The sequence below is a fragment of the Bosea sp. 685 genome, from assembly GCF_031884435.1.
Lineage (GTDB): Bacteria > Pseudomonadota > Alphaproteobacteria > Rhizobiales > Beijerinckiaceae > Allobosea.
Genome location: NZ_CP134779.1, coordinates 5551366 through 5575012, shown reverse-complemented (window position 1 = coordinate 5575012; position 23647 = coordinate 5551366). Strand labels below are relative to the sequence as shown.

The window sequence follows — 23647 nt, the reverse complement described above, 5'->3', positions numbered from 1 at the left end:
CTCAGAGGTCAGGTTGAATATTGGTGGGCGGGTGGCCTCGGCGCCAGCGATGGCAACTAACCTCCGTCACACCGATCGAGCGGATCGCGTCCGCCATGTGCTTGCCCTGCAAGACCAGCACATCGACCTGACGCAGCTTCGCAACGATCTCCGTACGCACCCAGTGTAGGCCGCATTGCTGAAGGGCATTCATCGCGGCAGGTTTCCGCGGCACGCCCGGAGCCGCGATCAGGGCTGGGTTCGGTAGAAGTCCAGCACATCGGCGATGGTTTGCTCGAGCGCTATCGTGGGGTGCCAGCCCAGCGATTCGCGAAGCGCCCGCGAGTCGCCAGACGCGCGTGGAACATCGTTGGGCCTGAACTTGGTGGCGTCTCTGTTGACTTCGATAGGCACCTTCGCCTGATCGAGCAGCAGCCTCAGCATCTTGCCGATACGCACGGGATGACCTGTTGCAACGTTGAACGCAGCGCCTGTCGCGATCCGCGTCTCCGGGAGCGCGGCCTGAAAATAGGCTCGAACAACGTCGCGAACGTCTAGGAAATCGCGTTCGGCATCGAGGTTGCCGACATTGAGGACCGGGGGCTGCTGCCCTTTTTCGATCCGGGCAACCTGCTGCGCGAATGCCGGCAGGACATAATCCGGGGTCTGGCCAGGTCCGCTGTGATTGAACGGGCGAAACCGGATCGCGTTGAGCTCGTCCATGGACATCTGCCCGATCATCAGGTCGGCGGCGGCCTTAGTGGCGGCATAGGTGTTGCGCGGCAAAAGGGCTGCCGTCTCGGCGAGGGGGGAGGGCGACGTCAGGAAGCTGCCGCCATAGGCCTCCGAGCTGCCGACGAACAAGAGGCGCGTGTTTGGTGACGCCTCGCGAATGGCCTGAGCAATATGGAGAGTGCCCAGCACGTTGACGTGCCAGGCCGCGCTGGGATCAGCCCGTGCAGCCGATGGTGCTGCTATCGCGGCCAGGTGCAGCAGGACATCGGGACGCATGGCCGCAATGGCCTGCGAAACCTGCCCGGGCTCTCGTATGTCGCCTGCGGCGGAACCGAACATCGAAACGGCTTCGATGCCTGGTATGCGCTGTTCGGCGACATGCCTCAGAAAAACGGATCCCACGAAGCCGGCGGCGCCCGTGACCGCAATCCGCCAAGGTTTGGAGTTCATCGCAGGGTCTGTGCTCCCTTGGAGCTTGCCTTATCAGCGGGCGCCAGAACTCAAGACAGGCGCTTGAGATCGGCCTCTACCATTTCCACAATCATCTCTTCCAGCGAAGTCGTGGCCTCCCAGCCGAATTTGGCCTTCGCCTTCGCCGGATTGCCGAGCAGAACGTCAACCTCGGCCGGGCGGAACAATTGCGGATCGATGATCAGATGGTCGTCGATCTTCAGCCCGGCATGTTCGAACGCGATCTGGCACATCTGACGAACGGTTGTCGTCCTGCCGGTCGCCACAACGTAGTCGTCGGCGATGTCCTGCTGGAGCATGAGCCACATCGCTTCGACATAGTCGCGCGAGTGTCCCCAGTCGCGTTTGGCGTCGATATTGCCCAACCGGAGTTCCTTGGCGAGGCCGAGCTTGATGCGTGCCACGCCATCCGTGACCTTTCGGGTCACGAACTCGATGCCGCGCAAGGGCGATTCGTGATTGAACAGAATGCCGCTGGACGCGTGAATACCGTAGCTTTCGCGATAGTTGATGGTGATCCAGTGGCCGTAGAGCTTGGCGACAGCGTAGGGGGAGCGGGGGTAAAACGGCGTGGTTTCGGATTGCATGCTTTCCTGGATCAGGCCGTACATTTCGGAGGATGAGGCCTGGTAGAAACGGGCGTGCGGGCATTCGAGCCGGATCGCCTCCAGGACATTCGTCACTGCAAGCGCGGTCACCTGACCGGTCAAAATCGGCTGCTGCCAAGATGATCTGACGAAGGACTGCGCTGCGAGATTGTAGATCTCGTCAGGCTTGACCTCCCGCAGGGTCCTTATCAGCCCCGACAGGTCGAGCAGGTTACCATCGATCAAATTGACCTTGTCTGCGATCCCCAGCCACTTCAAGCGGACGTCATTGACGTCGGCCGTGCTCGAGCGTCGAACGAGGCCGGAAACCTCGTATCCTTTTGAAAGCAGAAGCTGCGACAGATACGCGCCATCCTGGCCAGTAATTCCGGTTATCAGTGCGCGCTTTTTCATGCCATTTCTACCGTCTATTCACGCCCTATTGATCGAAAATGGCGCGGTGGTTTGCTCAGCGACATCCGTACGGGGTCGCACGCTGCGGCGCAAGCCTCGTGCTGCCGGCATCGGGCTCCGGCTCCATGGGCGTGATAGCTAGCTTGAAACACGGCTCGCGCCGCATGACTGGCTATTTCAGCAGGTAAAGCACAAAGTCGCCCCCAGAATGCTCGGCGACGATGCCAAACGCACCGGAGGGCAACCCCTTCCAAATGGCGCAGCTGTAGCCGGCAGCCTTGGTGCGCGAGCTCGTTCCAGCCAGGTATTTCGCATACAGGCAGCCCGCCCGAGCCCATCTAGTCGCCATGGTGTTCCGGCTCCAGAAGCGTCTTCAATTCGCTATCCTCGATAGCAGCCTTCAGGATTGATTGCTCATCCATGAAGGCGAGTGGGCAGGCGCCGATATGCCACCTGCCCGCTGCACGCTCTGCGTCAGGATTACGCTCTAATCGCCAGTTACGGAGAACCACCGGAAGAGCCAAGACAGTTTCCGGATATCGGGGTTCATTCCCAATTCAGCCGGGCTCTTCAAATCTTTGAAGTGCAATCCTAGCTTGACGGTATCGACACAGCGTCCGCCGAGCGAAATCGTATGCTGGACTACTTGCTGAGCTGGGTTGCTGAGTGAAATTTCCCCAACTTGCGTGTCATTGAGAGTTAGCGTCGCGGTCGCAGCAATATAATTTCCGAACGACAGCGGTGTGACCAGAGCCTTGAAAGTCAAATTATTGCAAACGGGCTTTTCAAGTCGGCCCGCAATCGTCGTCTCTGGTCCGCTCGCCCAGCGCACATATTGATCAGCGAGGGACCAGCCGATTCCTAGATAAGGGACGCCGGCTCCCTGATTTGCTGCGGAAAGCTCCCTTTGGGTGCCCAGCGCGATGGGCCGGATTTCGTCACCTAACCTCGTAAACACCGGATCGATCTGGTTTTTGCTGCATACAACCAGGTTGACTGTTTCGCGGCATGTAAACCCGTTGGTGGCGCCGGTCACGAGCAAAGTCGGCGACCATGCGCTCTTGAGCGCGATGACAAGCGGATTCTTGGTCACGGCATCCGCTGCGATATCTTTGCTGAAGCGGGTTTCTGCATCGGCGCAGCTAGGGCCGCCACGGTTCATGAAGGCCGCGTTCACCGGCAGCTTGGCCTGCGCGGCGATCAACTGCAGTTGCGCGATTATATCGCGCTCCGACATCGCTGGGCACGCGGAAGGCGGATAGAGGACGAACTCGCCATAAGACTTTGCTGCCTCGATGAACGCCTTTCGATCGACTAACTCGGGCTTTACTTGCCATACTGCATGAGTAACAGCGAGCAACGGCCTCATATCGACCCACTGCGCAATCACAGCACTGAGCAGGAAAGCGGCTGCAACCGGGCGCGAGAAGCGCCGCGCGATAATCGTTATGAATACGATCAGGACGCAATACCCGACCGGCCAGAAAAAGCGCCCGCTCGATCTAAAAACCGATGTTAATGTGCTCAGTCCGGGAAGCTTTCTGTAGCCCAGATCGACTATGAACCGTTGGCCAAGGTAGACCTTGTCGGACACCGCATATACCGTCAGGCCGACAAGGATGACCGCGAGAATGGGGTTTGCCGACACGACCCTTTTTACCGAGCTAAAATAAAAAGTCAGCGCAATTAGGCCGATGGCGATAACCCCGGCGCCGAGATAGTTGAAACCCTCATACTGACCGCCCGTCGGGTTCAGGACGTCCGCGAAGCCCGGAATTGAGCTCGACTGTGGCATTAGCGGCGACAGCAAATTCATGGAATAGACGCCGAAACCGAGATCGTGGGGGAGGCTTCCCTGCCCAAGGATCCCGAGGGCAAAAGCCCAAGCAATGCTAGTCGAGAGCAGCAATGCGATCGCGATAACGGCATCGCTCGCGCTGACGCGCCGTCGCCGCGCGGCCTCGGCCATACCCGCGATGAATATCGCGGCGCACATCGCGAGCAGATAGGGATTGATGCTGGTCACGCTGCCAAGCGCAATCGCCCAAAGAACACACTCCCGGCGACCCGCTAATTTGACAACCCTAATGTAAGAGAAGATCGAAAGCAGGACGACCCAGTGCGCGATGAGGCCAATGTGCCCGGCGCGGGCGACAAATGACGGCAGAATAAATAACGCTGCGCCGATGACGGCCACAAGGCGATTGACGCCAAGCTGCGTCAGAATCAACCACCCGAGGAATGCCTGCATCCCATACGCAAGAAGTATCCAATGGCCAAAGTATAGGTGAATATGACCCGTTAAGCCATAAATAAATTTCCCGATCAATGCCGCTATCGGCACTAGATCCGTATAGAAAGCGTTGATGCCAGCGGGCGGATTCAGAAGATTTGTCTGAGTTAAGGGCCACCGCCACTTATCTTCGGCGAGATAAAGATAACCAACAACGCCAACGGGATTGTCGCCCGTTTCCGTCGCCCACCATTCCCATTTGTCCAGCAACATAGCTGAAGAGAACAGATAAAAAGCCAAGCATAAGCCAACCGCAAAGGCCGCGAAACCAAAGAAAACGGAGTGCCAGCGCGCGTCTGATGCGAACTTCGATTTCAACGACTTATCTGTAGTCATCTACGTTGGTTCACTTTCGGAGCGAGAATTATTTGCCAGACGAAGGCGTGGAAGCCATCGTCTCGTTTTCAATGCTGATATCGGCCGTCCCTCCGTCGAGAATTTCGGCCAAGGAGGCTTGGAAACGCATGGCGCTGTGTTCTGCCCGAATTCGGCGTTGCGCAGCATCCCGCATTTCAAGCCAGGCGCTCCGATCCCTGTGAAGTGCTACCGCAGCTTCGGCGAAGTCGATCGGCTCGTCCTCCGCCATTATCTCGCGCCCCGGTTCGAAGTTCATCTGACGCGCCATCAATCGCGTCCCGACTGTTGGCACCCCTGCGGCCGTTGCTTCAACGATTTTGAGTGGGATTCCCGCTGCGAACCTCACAGGTGCCAGGAACACCCGTGCAGCATCATATGCTGCTTGCAGGTCATCAAGCGGGCCAACAAATCGAACTCCCGGCGCGTCCAGCTGCCCGTGGGCCGGATGCACATGTCCCACGACCGTCAGCGTGGCGTCCGGCATAAATCTTCTGACATGTGGCCAGCATTCTCGCAGAAACCACACCAGCCCATCCCAGTTTGGAGAAGCCGTTTCGAGCAGCCGTCCAACGAACAAAAATCCTTCACGCGCCTCGAACTCGGGCGCTCCCTCTCTTTGTTCCGTGGGGAAGCTTAAAACACCCACCGGCGGCCGATGCTGCTCTGAAAAGCGATTGCGGAATATCGACGCTTCCGCTTCGGTCACGCAGACAATCGCGTCTGCGCCGTCGCAAATGGCCAGTTCGGAGGCTATCAGCAATTCGGCTTCTTTCGCGGGCAAAGGCGTTCCTGCCACCTCGGCGCGCAGTATTTCCCTCAGCGCGAATAGGGCCTCCGCATCGTAAATAATTCGCACGTCCCTGTCCTTTGCGGCGTCTCCGCGCAAATGAGTAGAAACAAAGGCCATATTGTGCGGCCGGCTAACCAGAACGGTATCGAAATATCCTCGCCGAGCCGCCATGAAATCTGCAAATCCGGCGGCCCCGTCGAGTATGATTTCGACGTTCTTCGGAATTTCAAGCCAAGCAGCGGACCAGTCGATATCAGTGCGGCTAAGAGGGTAGAATACGACATTCCACCCCAGATCGGAGGCCGTCCTTAGAATCGCCTTGGTGCGGGGTAACCCCGAGCCTAGGGAAGCGAGAGGGACAAGGTCATCGATAACCAGAAGGCAACGAGCCCGGCTAGCGGCTGCACGCCTGGCCACCAAGATATTATCAAAGCTTGGTGGAAGATGTTTCTTGCGAATCGCGGAGGCATGGCGACTTCTGAAGTGCTTTCGGTTCCGCAGGACTAAATTAAGGGTGTCGCCACGCTTGTTTTCACTGCCAAATTCGAAATGATCAACGGCGGCCTCAGGCTCGTATATTGTACGCAATCCAATTTCAGCTACCCGCATGCAATAGTCTACTTCCTCATAGTATGCGGGAGCATAGATCGTATCGAAACCATTCAGTTTGTTCCAAACAGCGGCAGGTGTCATCAAGAACGCGCCTGAGCAATAGTCGACGTCTCGACGAAACATGGCCTCCCCTGCATCGGGCGTTATCCCGCGCCCATAACCTTGCGTGCTTCCGTCCGACCAGATTATGCTTCCTGCCTCTTGAAGAGACCCGTCGGGCAGGATCAACCGTCCACCGACGGCCCCGGCGTTTGGCTCTTCGTTCAAGGTCGCGAAGGCAGCTTCAATCGCGCCGGGGCGCACGAACGCATCATTGTTTAGAAGTAAGAATGCGTGTCCCCGCGCGACGGCCGCCGCGCGATTAGTCGCGGTCAAAAACCCCGCGTTCACGTCGCTTACAATGACATGAATTCCGTCGATGCGCCTCAGCATGTCGGTCGTTTCGTCGGTCGACGCATTGTCAACTAGGATGATCTCAATTCTTGACGAAACCGAATGCAATTCTCGAAGGCAACGTAAAGTAAAATAAGCCTTGTTCCAGACCACTATGAGAACAGAAATCTCTGGCTTTTCATATGGTGTGAAAGCAATTCTTTCGTCTGAATTTAGGAAATCAGTCAGATCTCTCGTGGCAATATCAACGGCTTGTTTTTTTAGATCCTCAGAATTGACGCGAGATTTGGGAGCCTTGCGCGCTGTCTGTGAAGCGAGCACCCGCCTCCTATCGGCAAGTCGCTGGGGAAGTTGCAGCGTCACAGTCCACCACAGAGCTTTCGCGATGCGCCTCGCCAATCTTTGTATCGTGGGTCGCTTGGCAAGAGCGGCGCGGATCGGCCTTTTCGCTTGCCAGGAAGTCGATCCGACGTGTCCGCCGAGGCTCGCTGCCAATCTATCATGAGCGGGCGACAAGCCTTCAGGCTCGCTGACAGGGGCCGCCATGTCGGCGGATGGCGGCGAGGTACGGTAAGCGATCGACGCTCGCAAGCGCCGGAGGAGTTGGCCGGTCACGGTCCAATAGGCGAGCTTTGCCCCCTGCCGCAGGCGGCGGGCGAGGCCTGGATAACGGGTCATGACAGATCGCAAGGGAGCTGTGGCGCGCCAACTGAGCGATGCCCGCAGGCGCTCGAGTTCTTGTTGCGCGCTGCCGAATGCCGCGACCGCGGCCGCGAGTTGCGTTTCGAGTTCTTTGGCCGTCCGGTGAAGCTCGGCTTCGCGCCCCAGGGTTGCCTGCAATTCGGCTTCGAGCGTCGTGGTCGCAGCGTGCAACTGCTGGTTCTGCAATTGCGCTTGCGCTATCAACTGACGAGCCTGCGCGTCCATCTCGAAGTCGCTCCGATAGACGTACAGACTGCGAGGCGGCGACGGCAGTGCGGCGTTGGAGGCGAAGGCGATGAGATATGGCGCCCGCGCCATCGTTTTGCCCGCTTCAATCTGATCGCCACCTCGAGCTTCAAAGTGTCGTGTGGGTAGGCCCTCCTGGTCGCCCTCGATGAAGGAGCCGACCAGCGAACGTTGGCTCGCGATCCGCACATTCCCGAAATGAGCGGACAGTGCGCTCTCGAATTCAGGTCGGTTCACTTCCCTGACGTGAAACGGGTTTGGTGGAATGTCGGGGCCGGAATAAATGTCGCGGTCCGGCGTGCTGATGATGAGGAGCCCATTCGGGCGCAGGACGCGGCGCAACTCCGCCAGGAAGAGCTCGTGTTCGCCGAAATGTTCGAAAGTCTCGAAGGACACCGCGACATCGATGCTGGCGTCCGGCAATGGAATCGCCCGCGCGTCACCTTGAATGTAACGCAGATTGGCGCGAACGAACTCCGTGTTGGCGGCATCGACGACGGCGGGGTCGATTTCGACGCCGACGACAGATCGCGCCACTTGCGCCAGGATGGCGGAGCCGTACCCTTCTCCGGCTGCGATATCGAGCACATCAAGACCATCGCAGAAGTCGCGCGCCAGGAAATAGCGATGATAGTGCTCGACCGCCACCTCGCCCGAGATCGCAGATGTCAGCCTCTCGCCGCTGAAATCCATTGGCGTCGCAGCGGCTTCGCGCTTGAACGTCTCAACCATCACAGAATCTTTCGCTCACGAACACAGCAGAACCGCCGCCTGGCCTCAGGAGGTTTGCTCCAACGCAACCTTCATATCGGGCAGGCCAATGAGACCGCGGTGGTTGTGTTGCTGGAGCGACGTAAAGATCAAGGCGTCATTGATCCAATGGTGTTGTGCGTGAACGGCCTGCGTCCCATCGGCCACCGAGACGCACACGCTGTAATGCCCATGCAGGAGGTGGGGCATCTGGAACGAGAAGCGCGCTCGGAGCATGTCTCCAGGCTCCGCAGTTATCCCGGCATCTCGGTAACTCAGATATGTATTTTCGCCGAGCAGATTCTGACCGAGGCGATCTCTCAGGTAGAAGCCCAGAATCGGGCTGGTTAGTGGGGCCAGAACACTGACCAAGATCTCCAGTGTGACCTCCTCGCCGCCATTGACGGTCTGGACCGCCTGCCCACTCGATGTGAGCAGCGCCACGCTTTTGATCTCCGCCCCGCCGGCGCCGAATGACGAGCTTCCGTGCGTTCCAGTGAGTTGGCTCTCCGATACCGTTTCGCTCGTTCCAAGTTCCGTGGCGGGAGACGAATCTGTTTTGCTCGGCTGGACGGACGTTCGCTTCAAACTCGAATGCGAACCAAGTGCGGCATGATGCATCCGGGCGAGATAGGCTTCTGACACCAGCTTGGGTTGCCCGTCTTCCGTGACCGCCCCGCCGTCCAACCAGATCGCACGATCACACAAAGCCAGGACCGCAGCAGTGTCGTGACTGACGAAGAGCAACGTCCCCCGTTTTGCGAAATCCCGCAGGAAGCGCATGCATTTTTGGACGAACAGTGCGTCGCCGACCGCGAGTGCCTCATCAATGATCAGGATGTCGGCATCGACATGGGCGATCACAGCGAAGGCCAGCCGAACCGACATGCCGCTGGAATAAGTCTTCACCGGTTGGTCGATAAAGTCGCCGATATCGGCAAAGGCCTCGATGTCAGGCAGGCGGGCATCAATCTCCGCGGTCGAGAGACCCATGAGCGTGCCGTTGAGGTAGGCATTCTCACGCCCGGTGAACTCGGGATTGAAGCCAGCTCCCAACTCCAGGAGAGCAGCGATCCGTCCGAATGTTCGCACGGCGCCGCTCGTCGGTGCCAGCGTGCCGCAGATGATCTGGAGTAGCGTCGACTTGCCTGCGCCATTGCGGCCGATGATGCCAACGGTCTCCGCCTTGCGGATGGAGAAAGAGACGTCACGGAGCGCCCAAAACTCTTGATAATAGCAAGGTTCCGGGCGCCCCAGGAGACGCGCGAGCCTGGGAACAAGCGCCTGCTTGAGCCGGTCTTCCGGCCGGGCATACATCAGGAAGCACTTGCTGACGCTCTCGACAGCGACCGCAACGTCAGAGGACATCTGCGAAGCCCTTGCGACTGCTCTTGAACCACCAATAGCCGAACGATGCCACCAGAAAGCTGATGACGTAGTATGCCGCCAGAGCTCGCCAGTCGGGGAGCCTTCCCCAGATCAGGACGTCGCGCGCTTGTTCGATCGGGAGCGTCAAGGGATTGAACAGCACCAATGCTCGGTAGCTCTCAGGCAACGCGGATATCGGATAGAAAACCGGCGACAGAAAGAGCAACACCGTTGTCAGAAGGCCGATGAGCTGGCCGATGTCACGAATGTACACACCAAGCGCTGCGACGAACCAACTCAGGCCCAGCGTGATTGCGATCAATGGAATCAGGACGACTGGAAGAAGCAGTGCTGTGACATGCAGCTGCGCGCCCCCGAAAATCATGGCTGCAAAGAGAACAACGATGCTCACGCTCGCATGAAAAAGAGCGACGCCAAGTGTGACGATCGGCAGAACCTCAAGGGGAAAGATCACCTTTTTCACGAGATTGGAATGTTCGATGATCACACGCGGGGCGCGCAGGAGACATTCGGCGAACAGGCCGTGGACGATCAGTCCCACGAACAGCACCACAGCGAAGCCCGTGCCGCTCTCCGGCTGGGAGGATGACCACCTTGCCTTGAACACCACGGCGAAGACGAAGGTATAAATGGCGAGCATCAGCAATGGGTTGATCAACGACCAGAGCAATCCGCCGAAGGAACCGCGATAGCGCCCGGCGATCTCCCTGGCGATGAAGGCACGGATGATCTCCTGGTTGCTCCAGATCGACGATATCGCGCCGGTCCAGTGACGGCTTATGCGTTCGACCGTCTCCAACCCCGCCTCCAAAACCAAGTTCCTCAGATGCTCCGCTCGCTAGCGCTATCGCTTCCGACTAGCGCGAAAATGCGAATTGTTATCCCGGGGGCGCGTCTAGCGTCATTGCCGGGCACCTGCGAAGGCAGGGTCTATATCCAATCTCGGCTGGGGCGTCCAGCGTGGACCCAAGGCCCACGCCGTCGAAACATCGGCGCGATCCTGTCGCAACCGCAAAACCATACTGCGTATTGTGGCGTCCGAAACGACTTTCCTCATCGCGAGCGCTGACGCGCGGCAGGCGTTGCTTGAGGCCGCTTCGTAGGCTGCATCTGCGCCGGGATCGATCCCGGTTCCCGCTCGACCGCCGGCGATGGACAGTGAGGCTGCTGGTCCCCTAACCCCAACAGCGGGCTACGCGCGGTTCGGGCAGAGCAATGCTTACGAAGTCGCCGGAAGGGTTATTAACAAGCTGTCAGAGCTGTTGCGGCTGGGAATGATACCGTGTTGATCTTCACAGAAGAGAATCCAGCTTGGAGCGGGAATGTCCAAGCATCTGCGCCAAACTCGGTTTGAACGATGAAGTCGTAGCCGGACTCCTCCGGATTGCCGTGGTAACTGGGCCGCAAATTCTGTCTATTTCTCGTCATCCTGCCGACGATAATGGGAACAGTATAGCAAAGATGACCATTCGGAGCCAGAATGCGGCGGCATTCCTTTAGTCCATCCAATGGACGCGGAACATGTTCAAGTGTGTCCGAATGGATGACGACATCGAAGGATGCCGCCTTGAATGGCATAGCCTGCATATCAACGTCGGGGTAATCAGCTCGCACATACCCGGGGAGAGCGGACAAGACTTCAGAAGCTGCGGTCCCATTGATATCCAGAACACGCAGGCGACCAGCGGAGGAAGTCTTGACGAATCTCGTCAGCGGCTCTCCTGTTCCGACAACCTCGCGAATGGCGTTTCCGAGCGCAACACCGCGAAGATTTGCTTTGCACCTTACGCAATGCGTGCCTTGCTGGCGATTAATATAATCCGCCTCCTCGGTCGATATCTCCCACTCCTCGATTAGAGCGGGCCATAGGATCGTTGTGTCTTCAAACTCGTCATTTCCGCAGATCGAACAGATAATCAAGCTCATGCCTCCAAGGAGCCTGCGGCAATAACACATGACGCGGCCGCGCGCCTGCGCAATTTAAAATTTCTCAATCAGAACAAACGGGCGAGGGAATTGTTTATGACGTTCCCGAATGGGCCACCGCGGCTGCCTCAGTCGCGCCGCTTTGGCGCAAAGTCCGTGGCGCATGCATCAGTCTGCCATATCGCGTCGATCTGACCGCAGACGATGCCTCGGACAACACTATTCCAGGGGCGACTCCTGCGTTCCATTTCTGGCCTTATGCGGTCTTTGAGGCCGAACTTGGCCGGCGTCTACTCGCCCTGATTGAAGCCAACGCCACCTTCCGTGAAAGCCGGACTGTGGTTCCGGCGCACGCATCTCGTCATGGCCTCTTTTCTGGCCTAAACGCCACTCAGCCGAGCTGTGCAGTTTGATCAAGCCAGCTCTCGCGCCGCAATTGATGTTCGCCCATGGCTGAGGTAGCTGTTCCCGCGCTTCGTGAGGTTGTGCGATTGGGATTTGATATGCAGGCCGTAATTCTAGCTGGAGGGCTCGGTACTCGTCTCAGCGAAGAGACGTTGGTGAAGCCGAAGCCTCTGGTCGAAATCGGGGGGCGGCCTATCCTATGGCATATCATGAAGATGTACGCCGCGCATGGCGTGACAGATTTCATCGTTTGCCTTGGATATAAGGGGCATCTGATCAAGGAATTTTTTGCGAACTATACATTGCACATGTCCGATGTGACCTTCGATCTGGCCGCTCATTCAATGACGACGCATCGCAATGAGGCAGAAGACTGGCGAGTCACTTTGATCGACACGGGCGAAGCCACAATGACCGGTGGGCGCCTTGCTCGGGTATTGGACCTTATCGAGGGCGATGCCTTCTGTCTGACCTATGGAGACGGTGTCTCCGACGTCAATATTGGAGAGTCGATCCGTTTCCACCGCAAGCATGGAAAGCTGGCAACAGTGACAGCTGTCTATCCTCCCCTTCGCTTCGGCATTCTCGATTTGGAGGGCGACCGCGTGATGAGCTTCCGCGAAAAGCCGAAGGGCGAGGGCGGCTTCATAAACGGGGGATTTTTCGTTCTTTCTCCTCTGGTCGGCCGGCTCATTGCTGGCGATTCAACCGTATGGGAACAAGAGCCGTTGGAGCGGCTTGCTGCAGATGGCGACTTGCACGCCTTCCGTCATGAAGGCTTTTTCCAACCCATGGATACGATCCGTGACCGGACTTATCTTGAGCAGCTCTGGGCTTCGGGAAGTCCACCCTGGAAGCAGTGGTGATGGCTTCTTTCTGGGCAGGGCGGCGCGTCTTGCTTACCGGGCAGACGGGGTTCAAAGGCGCATGGCTTGCCTTCTGGCTAGCTGAATTGGGGGCCGAGGTTTCAGGTCTGGCACTTCCTCCGATCACCTCGCCCAACCTGCATGATCTGCTCGACCTGAAGACGCGCGGCCGCTTCGTTCAAGCCGATATCAACGACCGAGCAGCGCTCGACGCGCTGATCGCCGAGGCGAGGCCGGAGGTGGTCATCCACATGGCTGCCCAGGCGTTGGTGCGGCACTCCTATGCTGAGCCGGTCGAGACATTTGCGACCAATGTTCTCGGCACGGTGTCGCTGCTCGACGCATTGCGCAAGTGCGACGCAACGCGCGCGGTGCTTATCGTGACAAGCGACAAAGCCTACGAGAATCGTGAATGGGAATGGGGATATCGCGAGACAGATACCCTTGGAGGGCACGATCCCTATAGCGCCAGCAAGGGCTGCACTGAACTTGCCGCTATCTCCATGAGGCGCAGCTTCTACGGCCCGGGTAAGCATCCTGCCCGCATCGCGACACTGCGCGCGGGCAACGTGATCGGCGGCGGTGACTGGTCGGCTGACCGATTGATCCCCGACATCGTGCGCGGCTGTCTGAGCGATGACGCTCTGGTTCGGCTGCGCAACCCCACAGCGGTTCGGCCTTGGCAGCATGTACTCGAGCCGCTTTCGGCCTACCTGATGCTCGCAGAGCATCTATGGACCGGCCGTGACGGTTTTGATGAGGCGTGGAATATAGGCCCTGACCCTGCGGAGAATCGTCAGGTACTCGATGTGGCGCAAGCCATGGTGCGCGCTCTGGGGCAAGGCCGTATCGAGATCACGCCGGATTCTGGCGCGCCGCACGAGGCGAAGCTATTGGCCCTCGATTGCAGTAAAGCGCGGGCGCGCCTCGGCTGGACGCCCAGGCTTGATTTTGCTGCAACCGTGGCAATGACGGCGGACTGGTATGGTGCGTGGTTGCGCGGCGAAGATGTCGTGGCGTTGACCCGCGCGCAGATCGCCATGATGGGAACAAGGGCGGCATGAAACAAATCGATACGGAAGCTCTGGCCCGCCGTCTACGTCGCCACGCGCTGCGCATGACGCACCGTGCTCGCGCCTCCCATGTCGGCTCGTGCCTGTCGATGGCTGACATCATGGCCGTGCTCTATGGCGGCATCATGCGCATCGATTCCACGCGCCCGGACTGGACCGAGCGCGACCGCCTTATCGTGAGCAAAGGGCATGCCGCCGCGATTGTTTATGCGGCGCTTGCCGAAAAGGGATTCCTGCCTCTGGCTGAGCTCGACACTTACTCCGCCGATGGCGGCCGCTTGGCGGGGCATGTCACTACGATGGTGCCGGGTGTGGAGCTTTCGACGGGTTCGCTAGGTCATGGATTGCCGGTGGCTGCCGGGATGGCACTGGCCGCGCAGCGTTCAGGAGCCTCCTGGCGCAGCTTCTGCGTGGTTAGCGATGGCGAACTCGATGAGGGGTCCAATTGGGAAGCGATCCAATTCGCGCAGCATTTCCGCCTGTCCAATCTTACCTTGATCGTGGACTACAACAAGATTCAGAGCTTCGGCAGCGTCGCCGAGGTGAGCGATCTGCATCCCCTTGCCGAGAAGTTCCGTGCATTCAACTGGGGGGTGCACGAGCTGGACGGTCATGACCATGCCGCGCTCGTTGAAACGCTATCGGGCCCGCCTCCACGCGAAGGTCGACCGACTGCGATCGTGGCGCACACGATAAAGGGTAAGGGTATCTCGTTTATGGAAGGCCAATTGCTCTGGCACTATCGCAACCCGGATGTCGCGCAGCTCGAAGCCGCATTGGCTGAGTTGGAAGAGGTGGCATGAGAACCGAGACGATCGACGCGCTGACCGCTTACGCGCACGCCAACCCCGATGTGATGCTACTGACGGCCGATCTGGGCTACTCGGTGCTGGAGCGCTTCGCCGAGGCCTTGCCAACACAATATGCCAATGTCGGAGTCTGCGAGCAGGCTATGGTTGGAATCGCGGCAGGCCTCGCCCTCTCGGGGCGTCGCGTGGTGCTCTATTCGATCGCGAATTTCCCGACATTGCGCTGCCTTGAACAGTTGCGCAATGACGTGTGCTATCACAATCTGCCCGTGACGGTGATCTCGGTTGGCGGTGGCCTCGCTTATGGTGCGCAGGGTTATACGCATCATGGCGTCGAGGATCTTGGCATCATGGCGATGCTGCCCAACATGGTGGTGGCCTGCCCAGCCGACCCGCTCGAAGCGATGGCACTGTTGCCTCAGCTTCTCGACCGCCGCTGTCCGGCCTATCTCCGCCTCGGACGTTCGGGCGAGCCTGCTTTGCATGCTCCCGGTACAGTGATTGAGTTGGCACGCGCGGTCACGCTGCGTGCGGGGACCGACATCGCCCTGCTTGCGACTGGACCGATCCTTGGTCGCGCGCTCTCGGCGGCTGACGCGCTCGCCGGGCGCGGGATCTCTGCCAGCGTGCTGAGCTTCCCCGGCTTTCGCCCGTTGGATGAGGCGGCGGTGTTGGAAGTTGCACGATCGCATCGTGCCATTCTCACGATTGAGGAACATAATATCAGCGGCGGCTTCGGCAGCCGCGTCGCTGATCTGCTACTCACACATGGCCTCTCGCCACGCTTCGGCAAGTTTGGCGTGACGGATGCGTTAAGCGGCCAGATTGGCAGTCAAGCTTGGCTGCTGGATCGGTTGGGCTCGATCGAAGACCACGCGGCCCGTTTGCTGTGAAGCTCTTTCTTACCGGAGCAACCGGGTTCGTCGGCGCAGAGACATTGCGAGTCGCTCTCGAAGATGGGCACGAGGTTGCAGCAGCCATCAGGCCAGGCTCGCCCGCGCCACGCCTCGCTCAGCTGGCTGGGCGCTTCGCACGGCTTGAGATCGATCTGCGCGATCAGGCGGCACTGACGGCAGCCATGACCAAGTATCGCCCTGACGCTGTGCTCCACTTGGCTTGGTCTGGGGTGGCGAATGCAGCTCGATTTGACCGCCGACAGATCACTGACAATGTCGAGGCTGCTTGTGCGCTGGTCGAGGCTTGTGTCGCTGCCGGAGTGAATAGCTTCGTTGGTGTTGGCAGCCAAGGCGAATACGGAGCAGGATCCTCGATGCGCGAGGATGTTTTGCCCGAGCCGACGACGCTCTACGGCGCTGCCAAAGTGGCCTCGCTTTTCCTGACACGGCAACTCGCAGCGCAGGCGGGTATCAGGCATGCTTGGCTGCGTCTATTTTCGACTTACGGACCAGACGACAATGACGGTTGGCTGATCCCAATGCTCGTGAACGAAATGCTGGCTGGGCGCCGACCGAAAACGACGCTAGGCACGCAAAGCTGGGATTGGCTGCATGTGGAGGACGTCGCCCGCGGCATTCTGGCGGTTGCTACGACCGAGTCCGCTGCAGGTGTGTTTAATCTTGGCTCGGGACGGGCGGTACGGGTACGCGATGTCGTCGAGCGCATTCGCGATCTCACCGCGCCGGGCATGGAACTGGTCTTCGGGGAGATACCGTTTCGACCGGATCAAGTTATGCATATGGAGGCCGACAATGCACGCTTGCGTGCTGCAACGGGTTGGGAGCCGCGTATCGACATAGATACTGGGCTTGCCGATACGGTCGAGTGGTACCGAGCACACCCGAGATGACTGCGGAGTGGTGGCGAATTCTGCGTTTTCTGGCTGTGGGTGGGCTGAATACGGCCTTCGGCTATGTGAGCTATGCGGTGCTCGTGCTGGCTGGAACGCCCCTTTGGCTTGCAGTTGCAGGAGCGACGGGGCTCGCTTTCCTCTTCAATTTTTTTAGCTATGGCGGATTGGTATTCGGCAGTACTTCGCGCCGCCTATTGCCGCGCTTCCTGGTTTTCTACGTCGCCCTCGGCAGTTTGAATTTCGTCCTGCTCCGTCTCTTGGGATGGATTGGGCTCGGCCCGCTGATCGCGCAGGCTGTTCTCCTCCCCGTACTGGCTACATGCGGCTATTTGGGTTTGCGCGGTTTCGTTTTCCGTGGACAGGCGCCGCGCCCCGCGCCATGAGAACGCTATGAGCAAAACATCCGTCGTTGAGGAGTTCAAGCCCATTCCGATTCGGCGGAACGCGGGAGCACTGGGCCGGATCGCCTTTGCCGCGCGCATGACGCTGGATCTCCAGTTGCTGACCTGTACGCGCTTCCTGGTGCCACATCTGGCTGAGATGCAGGGCAACGTGCTGGATGTCGGTTGCGGAGAAATGCCTTTTCGCAGCCTTTTGCCAGAGACCGTGCACTATACAGGGCTTGATGTCCCCGCGGCCGATGATTTCGGTATGCGGCGCCACCCCGAGATCGTGGATTTCGACGGCATTACCATTCCTTTCGCGAATGGCAGCCAGGAATGCATCCTCTGCACAGAGGTTCTGGAACATGCGGAGGATCCGGTGGCTCTGATATCGGAGATGTACCGCGTGTTGCAGCCGGGCGGCACGCTGGTCGCCACGGTGCCCTTCTCGGCTCGCGTGCATCACGCGCCGCATGATTATCATCGCTTCACGCGCTATCGTCTTGCGCGCATATTCTCGAGCTTCGACAGCGTGACGATTGAAGAGCGCGGCGACGATCTAGCCGTGATCGCCAACAAACTGATTGTCGTCTGCATGCGACTCGCCAAGCCATCCCATCCTTGGCGCCTGCCGTTGCTGCTGCTGGCGGTGCCTCCCGCTCTACTGGCACTTGGTCTAGCGCATTTTTCCCTCTACTTCGGCTGGGGCTCAAAGGCTGATCCGCTCGGCTATGGTATCGTCGCCCGAAAGGTCTGACTGTCACATGTCTCGATTCACCCTGCAGGACGAGCGTGGATTCAATCAGGTTTTTGCTCCGGTCGGATCCACGCCGTTGCGCATGCGCCGGCGCGGCGATTGGTTTGTCACGCAGATTGCGCGTTTCGGAGCACAGCGCGTCCTGGAGATCGGCAGCGGCACGGGGGAGACGGCGGCTTACCTCGCGACACACAGCAACGCGGAGATTGTCGCGGTCGATATCAGTGAAGCTTTTGTCGCGGAGGCCCGCGCGAGGCACTCCGCTCCCAATTTGCGCTATGAGCTGTTCGACCTTCTTGGCGACAAGCCTATGGCTTTCGGTCGGTTCGACATGGTGTGCGGCAATGGAATCCTGCATCATCTGGTGCAGCGTCTCCCCGATGTTTTGAGCGCGCTGCACGATTTAACCAACCCCGGCGGGGGCCTTGCCTTCGTCGAACCGAATTTCCTCAACCCGTATTGCGCCTTCATTTTTGGCACAAAGATTGGACGCCGTTTCGCGAGGCTGGAGCCGGACGAGATGGCATTTACGCCCGGCGAACTGCGAAGAGCGCTTCCAGCGGCGGGTTGGCGCAATGTGGATGTTGCAACGCGCGACTTCCTTCTGCCGGGCCTGCCTGAAGTGCTGGTGAAGCCGAGCCTTGCGATCGAGCCCGCACTGGAGGCGACCGCCGCCACGCGCTGGCTCGCACAATCTCATTTCATGACGGCGCGGGCCTGAAGCCATGGCGCGCATCTCTATCGTTTCCCCTTGCTATAACGAAGACGAAAATGTTGAGGCTTGTCATGAAGCGGTGCGAGCGCTATTCGCGCCGAGCGGGCCGCTCGCGCAGTATGAGCGTGAGCACATCTTCTCCGACAATGCCTCGGAGGATTCGACCGTTGAAATTCTCCGGCGCATCGCGGCCGCGGACCCTGCCGTCAAGGTTATCCTGAATGCACGGAATTTCGGGCCCTTTCGCTCAAATTTCAATGCGCTGCGCTATGCGACAGGCGATGCGATCCTGGTTTTCTTGCCGGTAGATCTGCAGGACCCGCCCGAATTGATCCCCGAGATGGTCCGTCATTGGGAGAATGGCATCGAGGTCGTGGCTGGCGCGCGTGCGAACCGTGAGGAGACTTGGGCGCTGCGCACGTGTCGGCGCATTTTCTATCGTATCGTCAACACATTGTCAGAATTTGAAATTCCGGAGAATGTCGGGGAGTTTCAACTGATCGACCGGAAGGTCTGGGAGGTTGTCGTCAGTCATCGTGACCAGTATCCCTATATAAGGGGCATTATTGCTTCGGCAGGATTCCGGAGGCTTATTATTCCTTATACTTGGAAAGCGCGTAAGCGTGGCATTTCGAAAAACAATGCTCTCCGCCTAATCGATCAGGCTATGAATGGTATATTTTCATTTACCGATGCTCCGATGCGCGCATGTAGTTTTCTCGGATTTGGTGTAGCCAGCCTTGCGCTTCTCTACGCACTCGTTATCTTCGTTTTGGCGTTGCTATCACAGGGCTCTGCGCCTGCCGGTACGCAGACGATTATCATCGCGCTGTTCTTTTTCTCGGGTGTTCAGCTCATGTTTATTGGCCTTATGGGTGAATACATCACGGCTATTCATGCGCAAGTACGTCGAGGTCCGATGGTTGTAGAGCGAGAGAGGATCAATGTTGATCTCGTGCCGGAAGCATCTGAAAATCACTACAAGAAATGATAGCGTCAAAATTTTGGCTGATACTCTCCTATACCATAGTAGGTGTGGCTGTTATAGGGTGGCCGTTCCGGTTAAATTGCTATCGGAATCGCTTATCTGATGCTGCTTTAAATTGGATTATTCTTTTATTTTTCGCCCTGATGGCCTGCGGGCTTCTGGTGGCTCGCGGAACGCCGAGTTTTTTCAGCCCATTCGTTCTTGCTGTCAGCTTGGCGGCCCCATTCATTGGCATTGGTGTGCCGACGATCGTGGCAAGCCTCACCGCATTGCCGGCATTGGCCGGGCTGACATGGTGGGCGCCGTCCATGCAACTGTCCCCCGCTAGCGAGGGAAGAAGCGTGTTTTGACTGAAGTTCGGATGGATAGGGTTCTGATGAGCCGTGGTGGACTTTGGCTTCCGCCAATTTTGGCTGCTGCCCTGTGGGCTATCGCGCCGGGCCTGGGGCTCGCTGCTCATCTTCTGCTGCTCACGGTGCTGCTACTTAGCCTTGGGGCCGGAGAGCTAATTTTCCGCGGACTGCGCCTGCGAGCCGATCCTTTTCTTATGCTTGTCACCGGGTTTGCTGCAGTGACTCATCTGCAGTTGCTGATCGACGGCTTGGTGCTGCGCCATCCAGCTATTGCACTGGCATGTCTCGCGCCGGCTGCGGTTGGTCTTTTATTGCCATCGCGGGACGAGCCAGTTGAGCGCGCAGCGCCCGCTCTTGCAAGCCTTCTCGCGGTCGTGATCTTCGTATGGTGCGCCGATGTCACGCCGCGCGTTGCCCAATTCCACGCGTCTGGCCAGCTGAATTTCTGGCATGATCTGCTGATTCATACGACTAATCTGATGCAATTCAGCGCTCCGGATATGGTCGGGCGCGGTATGGCTCTGATGGCTGACTGGCCGCGCCCGCTTTACCATAACGCCTCGATGATGCCGGTCGCGCTGTTGCCGCCGTTGGCGGATGTTGTGCCATTCGACGCCGCTGCCTTGGCTTGGATACCACTTGGTATGGTGGTCATGGGCCTGGGTGTCGTAGCGCTGGGACTTGCCCTGGGCGGTCCCTGGCTTGCCGCAAGCGCTCTTCTCGCGCTCGCGGCCGTGCCGACGCCCGAGCGGTGGACGCTCGATAACGGCTTCCTTGGCTTTGCTTGGCTGCTCGAAACGGCTCCCGGCACGCCTTACAGTCTGGGGATTGGCTGCGCGGCATTTGCAGCGTTGGTGCGCGCATCGAAGCAGCGCAGTGTCGGTGCGTTGGTACTGGCTTTTCTGCTGACGGGCGCCTGCTTTTTGACACGCGCCAATACCTTCGTCTGGCTCGCTCCTGCCATTGCACTTGGCGCGATAGCAGTGTGGTGGGGAGCAGGCTCGCGATTTCGACCGATGCTTCTCAGTATCGCGCTGCTTGGGTTCGTCTGCGCTCTGGTGTTGCTGTCATGGCGTCTGCTTTCAAGCGATCCTCAGCAATTTCTCTTTGGCTATGTGAAGTTTCTCCATACGTCAAAGATGGGGGCGCGGATCGATGGCCTCTATGCGGTTTTGCTTTCGAGCGTAGGACCGACCGCAGCGGGGCTCGTCGGAGTGATGCTTGCATTGCTGGGAACGCTCGGCCCGTGGTTGCCAGGCTTTTTGCTATTGGGGGCCCTCGCCTGGCGTCGCGGGTTGGTTTCCTCGATTGATGTGTTGCCACTTTTGCTACTGATTGTTGGCACGCTGACAATTATGCTAAGCCCGATTGGCCGCAATGGCGACATTTCAGAATTCCGCCATCGTCCGGGGCCGTTGCTGGTCGTGGTGCTGGCTATCTGGACAATCCGATTCGCGGGGCTCTTGCTCGCGGGCTGGCTCAACCAACTGTCCAGGCAGGCTGCGCTAGCGGCTCTGGCTGCGGTCGCTGTCCCCAGTTTGGTCGTGCTGGCGCTTTCGATTGGTCATGCCAAACAATGGGTATGGGTAGGAGCAACCCATGGCGAGCAGGTTGCTCCGGAGATCATGGCATTTGCGCCGCTTCTCCAAAACCAAAATGTGAGACTTCCCCGGTTCGCCGTTGCGAATCAACCCAGCGATTCGACGACGATCGATGATGCCGCCCGACTTATCGCGCTCAGCGGTATGCCAGCGTTTATATCCTGTCCCGGGTTTCTGCTAGCGACTGGGGGGGAGATCGGCGCGGAAGCGGCGCGGCGCCTGGAGGTTGTCGGGCGGCTTGCAAAGGCCGCCGATCTCGAAAGCCTGCGTGCAATCATGCGCGCGGAAGGCATCACGCATTACGTCGTGATGCGGGCTATCGATGCCCCGTTCGATCCAGACCGAAAGGACGCTGTGGCGCGGGTGGGCGAGTATGCGCTGTATACCGCCACGCCTGCTCGATAAAAATCGTGAGACGCTTCAGGAGGTTGCGGCGTCGCGGCTTGTGCAGGGCCGGTTTTGCCTGGGACGAACGCTCAGCCCTTTGCGACCTGTAGCAGGTACTGCCCGTAGTCGCCCTTGGCGAGCTTCTGTCCGAGCGCAGAGAGTTCCTCGATGGAAATCCAGCCCTGCCGATAGGCGATCTCCTCCGGGCAGGCGATACGCAACCCCTGCCGCGATTCAAGCGTGCGCACGAACTCCCCGGCTTCGAGCAGGCTGTCCGGTGTACCCGTGTCGAGCCAGGCAAAGCCGCGGCCCATGGTTTCGACCGAGAGTTCGCCGCGCTCGAGATAGACCCGGTTGACGTCGGTGATCTCGAGCTCGCCACGCGGCGAGGGCTTGAGATTCCTGGCAATCTCGACGACCTGGGCATCGTAGAAATACAGCCCCGTCACGGCCCAGTTCGACTTCGGGACCTTCGGCTTCTCTTCGATCGAGTTCGCCTTGCCGTTGGCGTCGAAATCGACCACGCCGTAACGCTCCGGGTCGCGCACATGATAGGCGAAGACGCTGGCGCCCTTGGGGCGCGCGGCGGCCGAGGCCATCATGTCCGGGAGCGTGTGCCCGTAGAACAGGTTATCGCCCAGGATCAGCACCGAGGGCTCGCCGGCGACGAACTCGGCGCCGATGATATAGGCCTGCGCCAGCCCGCCGGGATTGGGCTGTTCGGCATAGCTCAGCGTCATGCCCCAATCCGAACCGTCGCCGAGCAGGCGCTTGAAGTTCGGCAGGTCGGTCGGAGTCGAGATGATCAGCACGTCGCGGATGCCCGCCAGCATCAGCGTGCTGAGCGGATAATAGATCATCGGCTTGTCGTAGACAGGCAGGAGCTGCTTCGACATCGCCAGCGTCATCGGGTGGAGCCGCGTTCCGGAACCGCCGGCCAGGATGATGCCCTTCATCGTCGTTTATCCCGTCTGTTCTGTCATGAGCCGCGTCAGGCAGCTTGAAAGCGATCCGCGCCACTCAGGCAGCGTCACGCCATGGATGGTAGCAAGCCTGGCGCAATCGAGTCGCGAATTTGCCGGGCGTGTTGCCGGCGTCGGATAATCGCTGGTCGCGATGCGCTTGACCGCGACCGGGGCGGCCCCGGCGGCGGCGCGCTGCGCAAAGATCGCCTCGGCAACATCGGCCCAGACGGCTTCGCCCAGGGCGCTCATATGGAAGACGCCGCGCAGGCGCTCATCCTGCGGCCGGGCCAGCAGGTTCTTCGCAACAGTGAAGATGGCGTCGGCAATGTCGAGCGCATTGGTTGGACAACCCTGCTGATCGGCAACGACGCCGACCTCGCTGCGCGTCTCGGCCAGGCGCAGCATGGTACGGACGAAATTCTTGCCGAAGGGGCTATAGACCCAGGCGGTGCGCAGGATGGCGTGGTCCGGGGTCGCCGCCGCAACAGTCGCCTCGCCGGCGAGCTTGCTGCGGCCGTAGGCCGAGATCGGGCCGACTGCGTCATCCTCGCGATAGGGCCGGTCCAGAGCTCCATCGAAGACATAATCGGTCGAGATCTGGATCACCGGCACGCCGAGCCGGGCAGCGGCTCGGGCGACCTCGCCGGCGGCCTGCCCATTGACCAGCATCGCGGTCTCGCTTTCGCTCTCGGCGAGGTCGACTGCGGTGAAGGCTGCTGCGTTGACGATGATGTCGGGGCGGCAGGCCGCAAGAGCGGGGGCGATCGTCTCGATCCGCTCCAGGTCGAAGCCGGGCCTGCCGAGCGGGATGACGACATCACCTGCCGGCGCTCGCTCCAGCATGGCGAGCACCACTTGGCCGGTCTGTCCGGTGACCGCGATCCTCATGGC

General features: G+C 59.4%; 21 protein-coding genes. 10 read left to right on the top strand and 11 right to left on the bottom strand.

The genetic code is table 11. The features are described from left to right. Position 1 precedes the first annotated feature (1 nt). The 8 genes from RMR04_RS27245 to RMR04_RS27210 all read right to left on the bottom strand — a co-directional run bounded on the left by RMR04_RS27245 (position 2) and on the right by RMR04_RS27210 (position 11644). Positions 2 to 193, bottom strand: coding sequence for a hypothetical protein (locus RMR04_RS27245; RefSeq protein ID WP_311916074.1), 192 nt, complete (start codon positions 191 to 193; stop codon positions 2 to 4). A gap of 35 nt (positions 194 to 228) precedes the next feature. Beyond that, positions 229 to 1164 carry a GDP-mannose 4,6-dehydratase gene (locus tag RMR04_RS27240; protein WP_311911654.1) on the bottom strand — a complete coding sequence of 312 codons (936 nt, stop codon included), beginning with the start codon at positions 1162 to 1164 and terminating at the stop codon, positions 229 to 231. Between the two features lie 50 nt (positions 1165 to 1214). After that, the gene (locus RMR04_RS27235) at positions 1215 to 2186 is read right to left on the bottom strand and encodes a GDP-mannose 4,6-dehydratase (protein WP_311911653.1); all 972 of its coding nucleotides are present in this window, start codon (positions 2184 to 2186) and stop codon (positions 1215 to 1217) included. 487 nt (positions 2187 to 2673) lie between these two features. After that, on the bottom strand, positions 2674 to 4797 hold the full coding sequence (locus tag RMR04_RS27230; protein WP_311911652.1) for a DUF6311 domain-containing protein: 2124 nt from the start codon (positions 4795 to 4797) through the stop codon (positions 2674 to 2676). Positions 4798 to 4843: 46 nt separating this feature from the next. Beyond that, entirely contained in the window at positions 4844 to 8311 is a 3468-nt protein-coding gene (locus tag RMR04_RS27225; protein WP_311911651.1) for a methyltransferase domain-containing protein, read from the bottom strand. A gap of 45 nt (positions 8312 to 8356) precedes the next feature. Continuing rightward, the gene (locus tag RMR04_RS27220) at positions 8357 to 9697 is read right to left on the bottom strand and encodes an ABC transporter ATP-binding protein (RefSeq protein ID WP_311911650.1); all 1341 of its coding nucleotides are present in this window, start codon (positions 9695 to 9697) and stop codon (positions 8357 to 8359) included. Beyond that, positions 9687 to 10517 carry an ABC transporter permease gene (locus tag RMR04_RS27215; RefSeq protein ID WP_311911649.1) on the bottom strand — a complete coding sequence of 277 codons (831 nt, stop codon included), beginning with the start codon at positions 10515 to 10517 and terminating at the stop codon, positions 9687 to 9689. Before RMR04_RS27215 ends, RMR04_RS27220 begins: the two co-directional genes overlap by 11 nt. 443 nt (positions 10518 to 10960) lie before the next feature. Then, positions 10961 to 11644 (bottom strand): class I SAM-dependent methyltransferase, encoded by a 684-nt coding sequence (locus RMR04_RS27210; protein ID WP_311911648.1) that lies wholly within the window; start codon positions 11642 to 11644, stop codon positions 10961 to 10963. Positions 11645 to 12147: 503 nt separating this feature from the next. On the opposite strand from RMR04_RS27210, the gene rfbF reads away from it, so the two are divergent. The 9 genes from rfbF to RMR04_RS27165 are packed head-to-tail and all read left to right on the top strand — an operon-like array spanning position 12148 to position 19453. Further along, on the top strand, positions 12148 to 12915 hold the full coding sequence (gene rfbF, locus RMR04_RS27205; RefSeq protein WP_311915965.1) for a glucose-1-phosphate cytidylyltransferase: 768 nt from the start codon (positions 12148 to 12150) through the stop codon (positions 12913 to 12915). Then, a complete protein-coding gene (gene rfbG / locus RMR04_RS27200; protein WP_311911647.1) occupies positions 12915 to 13979 on the top strand; it encodes a CDP-glucose 4,6-dehydratase in 1065 nt (354 codons plus the stop codon). The genes rfbF and rfbG overlap by 1 nt, the downstream gene beginning before the upstream one ends. Beyond that, on the top strand, positions 13976 to 14791 hold the full coding sequence (locus tag RMR04_RS27195) for a transketolase (protein ID WP_311911646.1): 816 nt from the start codon (positions 13976 to 13978) through the stop codon (positions 14789 to 14791). Before rfbG ends, RMR04_RS27195 begins: the two co-directional genes overlap by 4 nt. Then, the gene (locus tag RMR04_RS27190; protein ID WP_311911645.1) at positions 14788 to 15690 is read left to right on the top strand and encodes a transketolase family protein; all 903 of its coding nucleotides are present in this window, start codon (positions 14788 to 14790) and stop codon (positions 15688 to 15690) included. Before RMR04_RS27195 ends, RMR04_RS27190 begins: the two co-directional genes overlap by 4 nt. Next, positions 15687 to 16604, top strand: a complete 918-nt coding sequence (locus RMR04_RS27185) for an NAD-dependent epimerase/dehydratase family protein (protein ID WP_311911644.1) — start codon at positions 15687 to 15689, stop codon at positions 16602 to 16604. The genes RMR04_RS27190 and RMR04_RS27185 overlap by 4 nt, the downstream gene beginning before the upstream one ends. Further along, on the top strand, positions 16601 to 16990 hold the full coding sequence (locus RMR04_RS27180) for a GtrA family protein (protein ID WP_311911643.1): 390 nt from the start codon (positions 16601 to 16603) through the stop codon (positions 16988 to 16990). The genes RMR04_RS27185 and RMR04_RS27180 overlap by 4 nt, the downstream gene beginning before the upstream one ends. 7 nt (positions 16991 to 16997) lie before the next feature. Next, positions 16998 to 17747, top strand: a complete 750-nt coding sequence (locus tag RMR04_RS27175) for a class I SAM-dependent methyltransferase (protein ID WP_311911642.1) — start codon at positions 16998 to 17000, stop codon at positions 17745 to 17747. A gap of 7 nt (positions 17748 to 17754) precedes the next feature. Beyond that, the gene (locus RMR04_RS27170) at positions 17755 to 18468 is read left to right on the top strand and encodes a class I SAM-dependent methyltransferase (protein ID WP_311911641.1); all 714 of its coding nucleotides are present in this window, start codon (positions 17755 to 17757) and stop codon (positions 18466 to 18468) included. A gap of 4 nt (positions 18469 to 18472) precedes the next feature. Beyond that, entirely contained in the window at positions 18473 to 19453 is a 981-nt protein-coding gene (locus RMR04_RS27165) for a glycosyltransferase family 2 protein (protein WP_311911640.1), read from the top strand. A 79-nt stretch (positions 19454 to 19532) separates the two neighbouring features. Here RMR04_RS27165 and RMR04_RS27160 read toward each other — a convergent pair whose 3' ends face one another. Beyond that, positions 19533 to 19760 carry a hypothetical protein gene (locus RMR04_RS27160; RefSeq protein ID WP_311911639.1) on the bottom strand — a complete coding sequence of 76 codons (228 nt, stop codon included), beginning with the start codon at positions 19758 to 19760 and terminating at the stop codon, positions 19533 to 19535. 36 nt (positions 19761 to 19796) lie between these two features. On the opposite strand from RMR04_RS27160, the gene RMR04_RS27155 reads away from it, so the two are divergent. Then, positions 19797 to 21809 (top strand): hypothetical protein, encoded by a 2013-nt coding sequence (locus RMR04_RS27155; RefSeq protein WP_311911638.1) that lies wholly within the window; start codon positions 19797 to 19799, stop codon positions 21807 to 21809. 71 nt (positions 21810 to 21880) lie between these two features. On the opposite strand, the gene rfbA is transcribed toward RMR04_RS27155, so the two are convergent. Both rfbA and rfbD read right to left on the bottom strand, forming a co-directional pair. Beyond that, positions 21881 to 22747, bottom strand: a complete 867-nt coding sequence (gene rfbA, locus RMR04_RS27150) for a glucose-1-phosphate thymidylyltransferase RfbA (RefSeq protein ID WP_311911637.1) — start codon at positions 22745 to 22747, stop codon at positions 21881 to 21883. Positions 22748 to 22753: 6 nt separating this feature from the next. Then, entirely contained in the window at positions 22754 to 23644 is an 891-nt protein-coding gene (gene rfbD, locus RMR04_RS27145) for a dTDP-4-dehydrorhamnose reductase (protein WP_311911636.1), read from the bottom strand. Positions 23645 to 23647 lie beyond the last annotated feature (3 nt).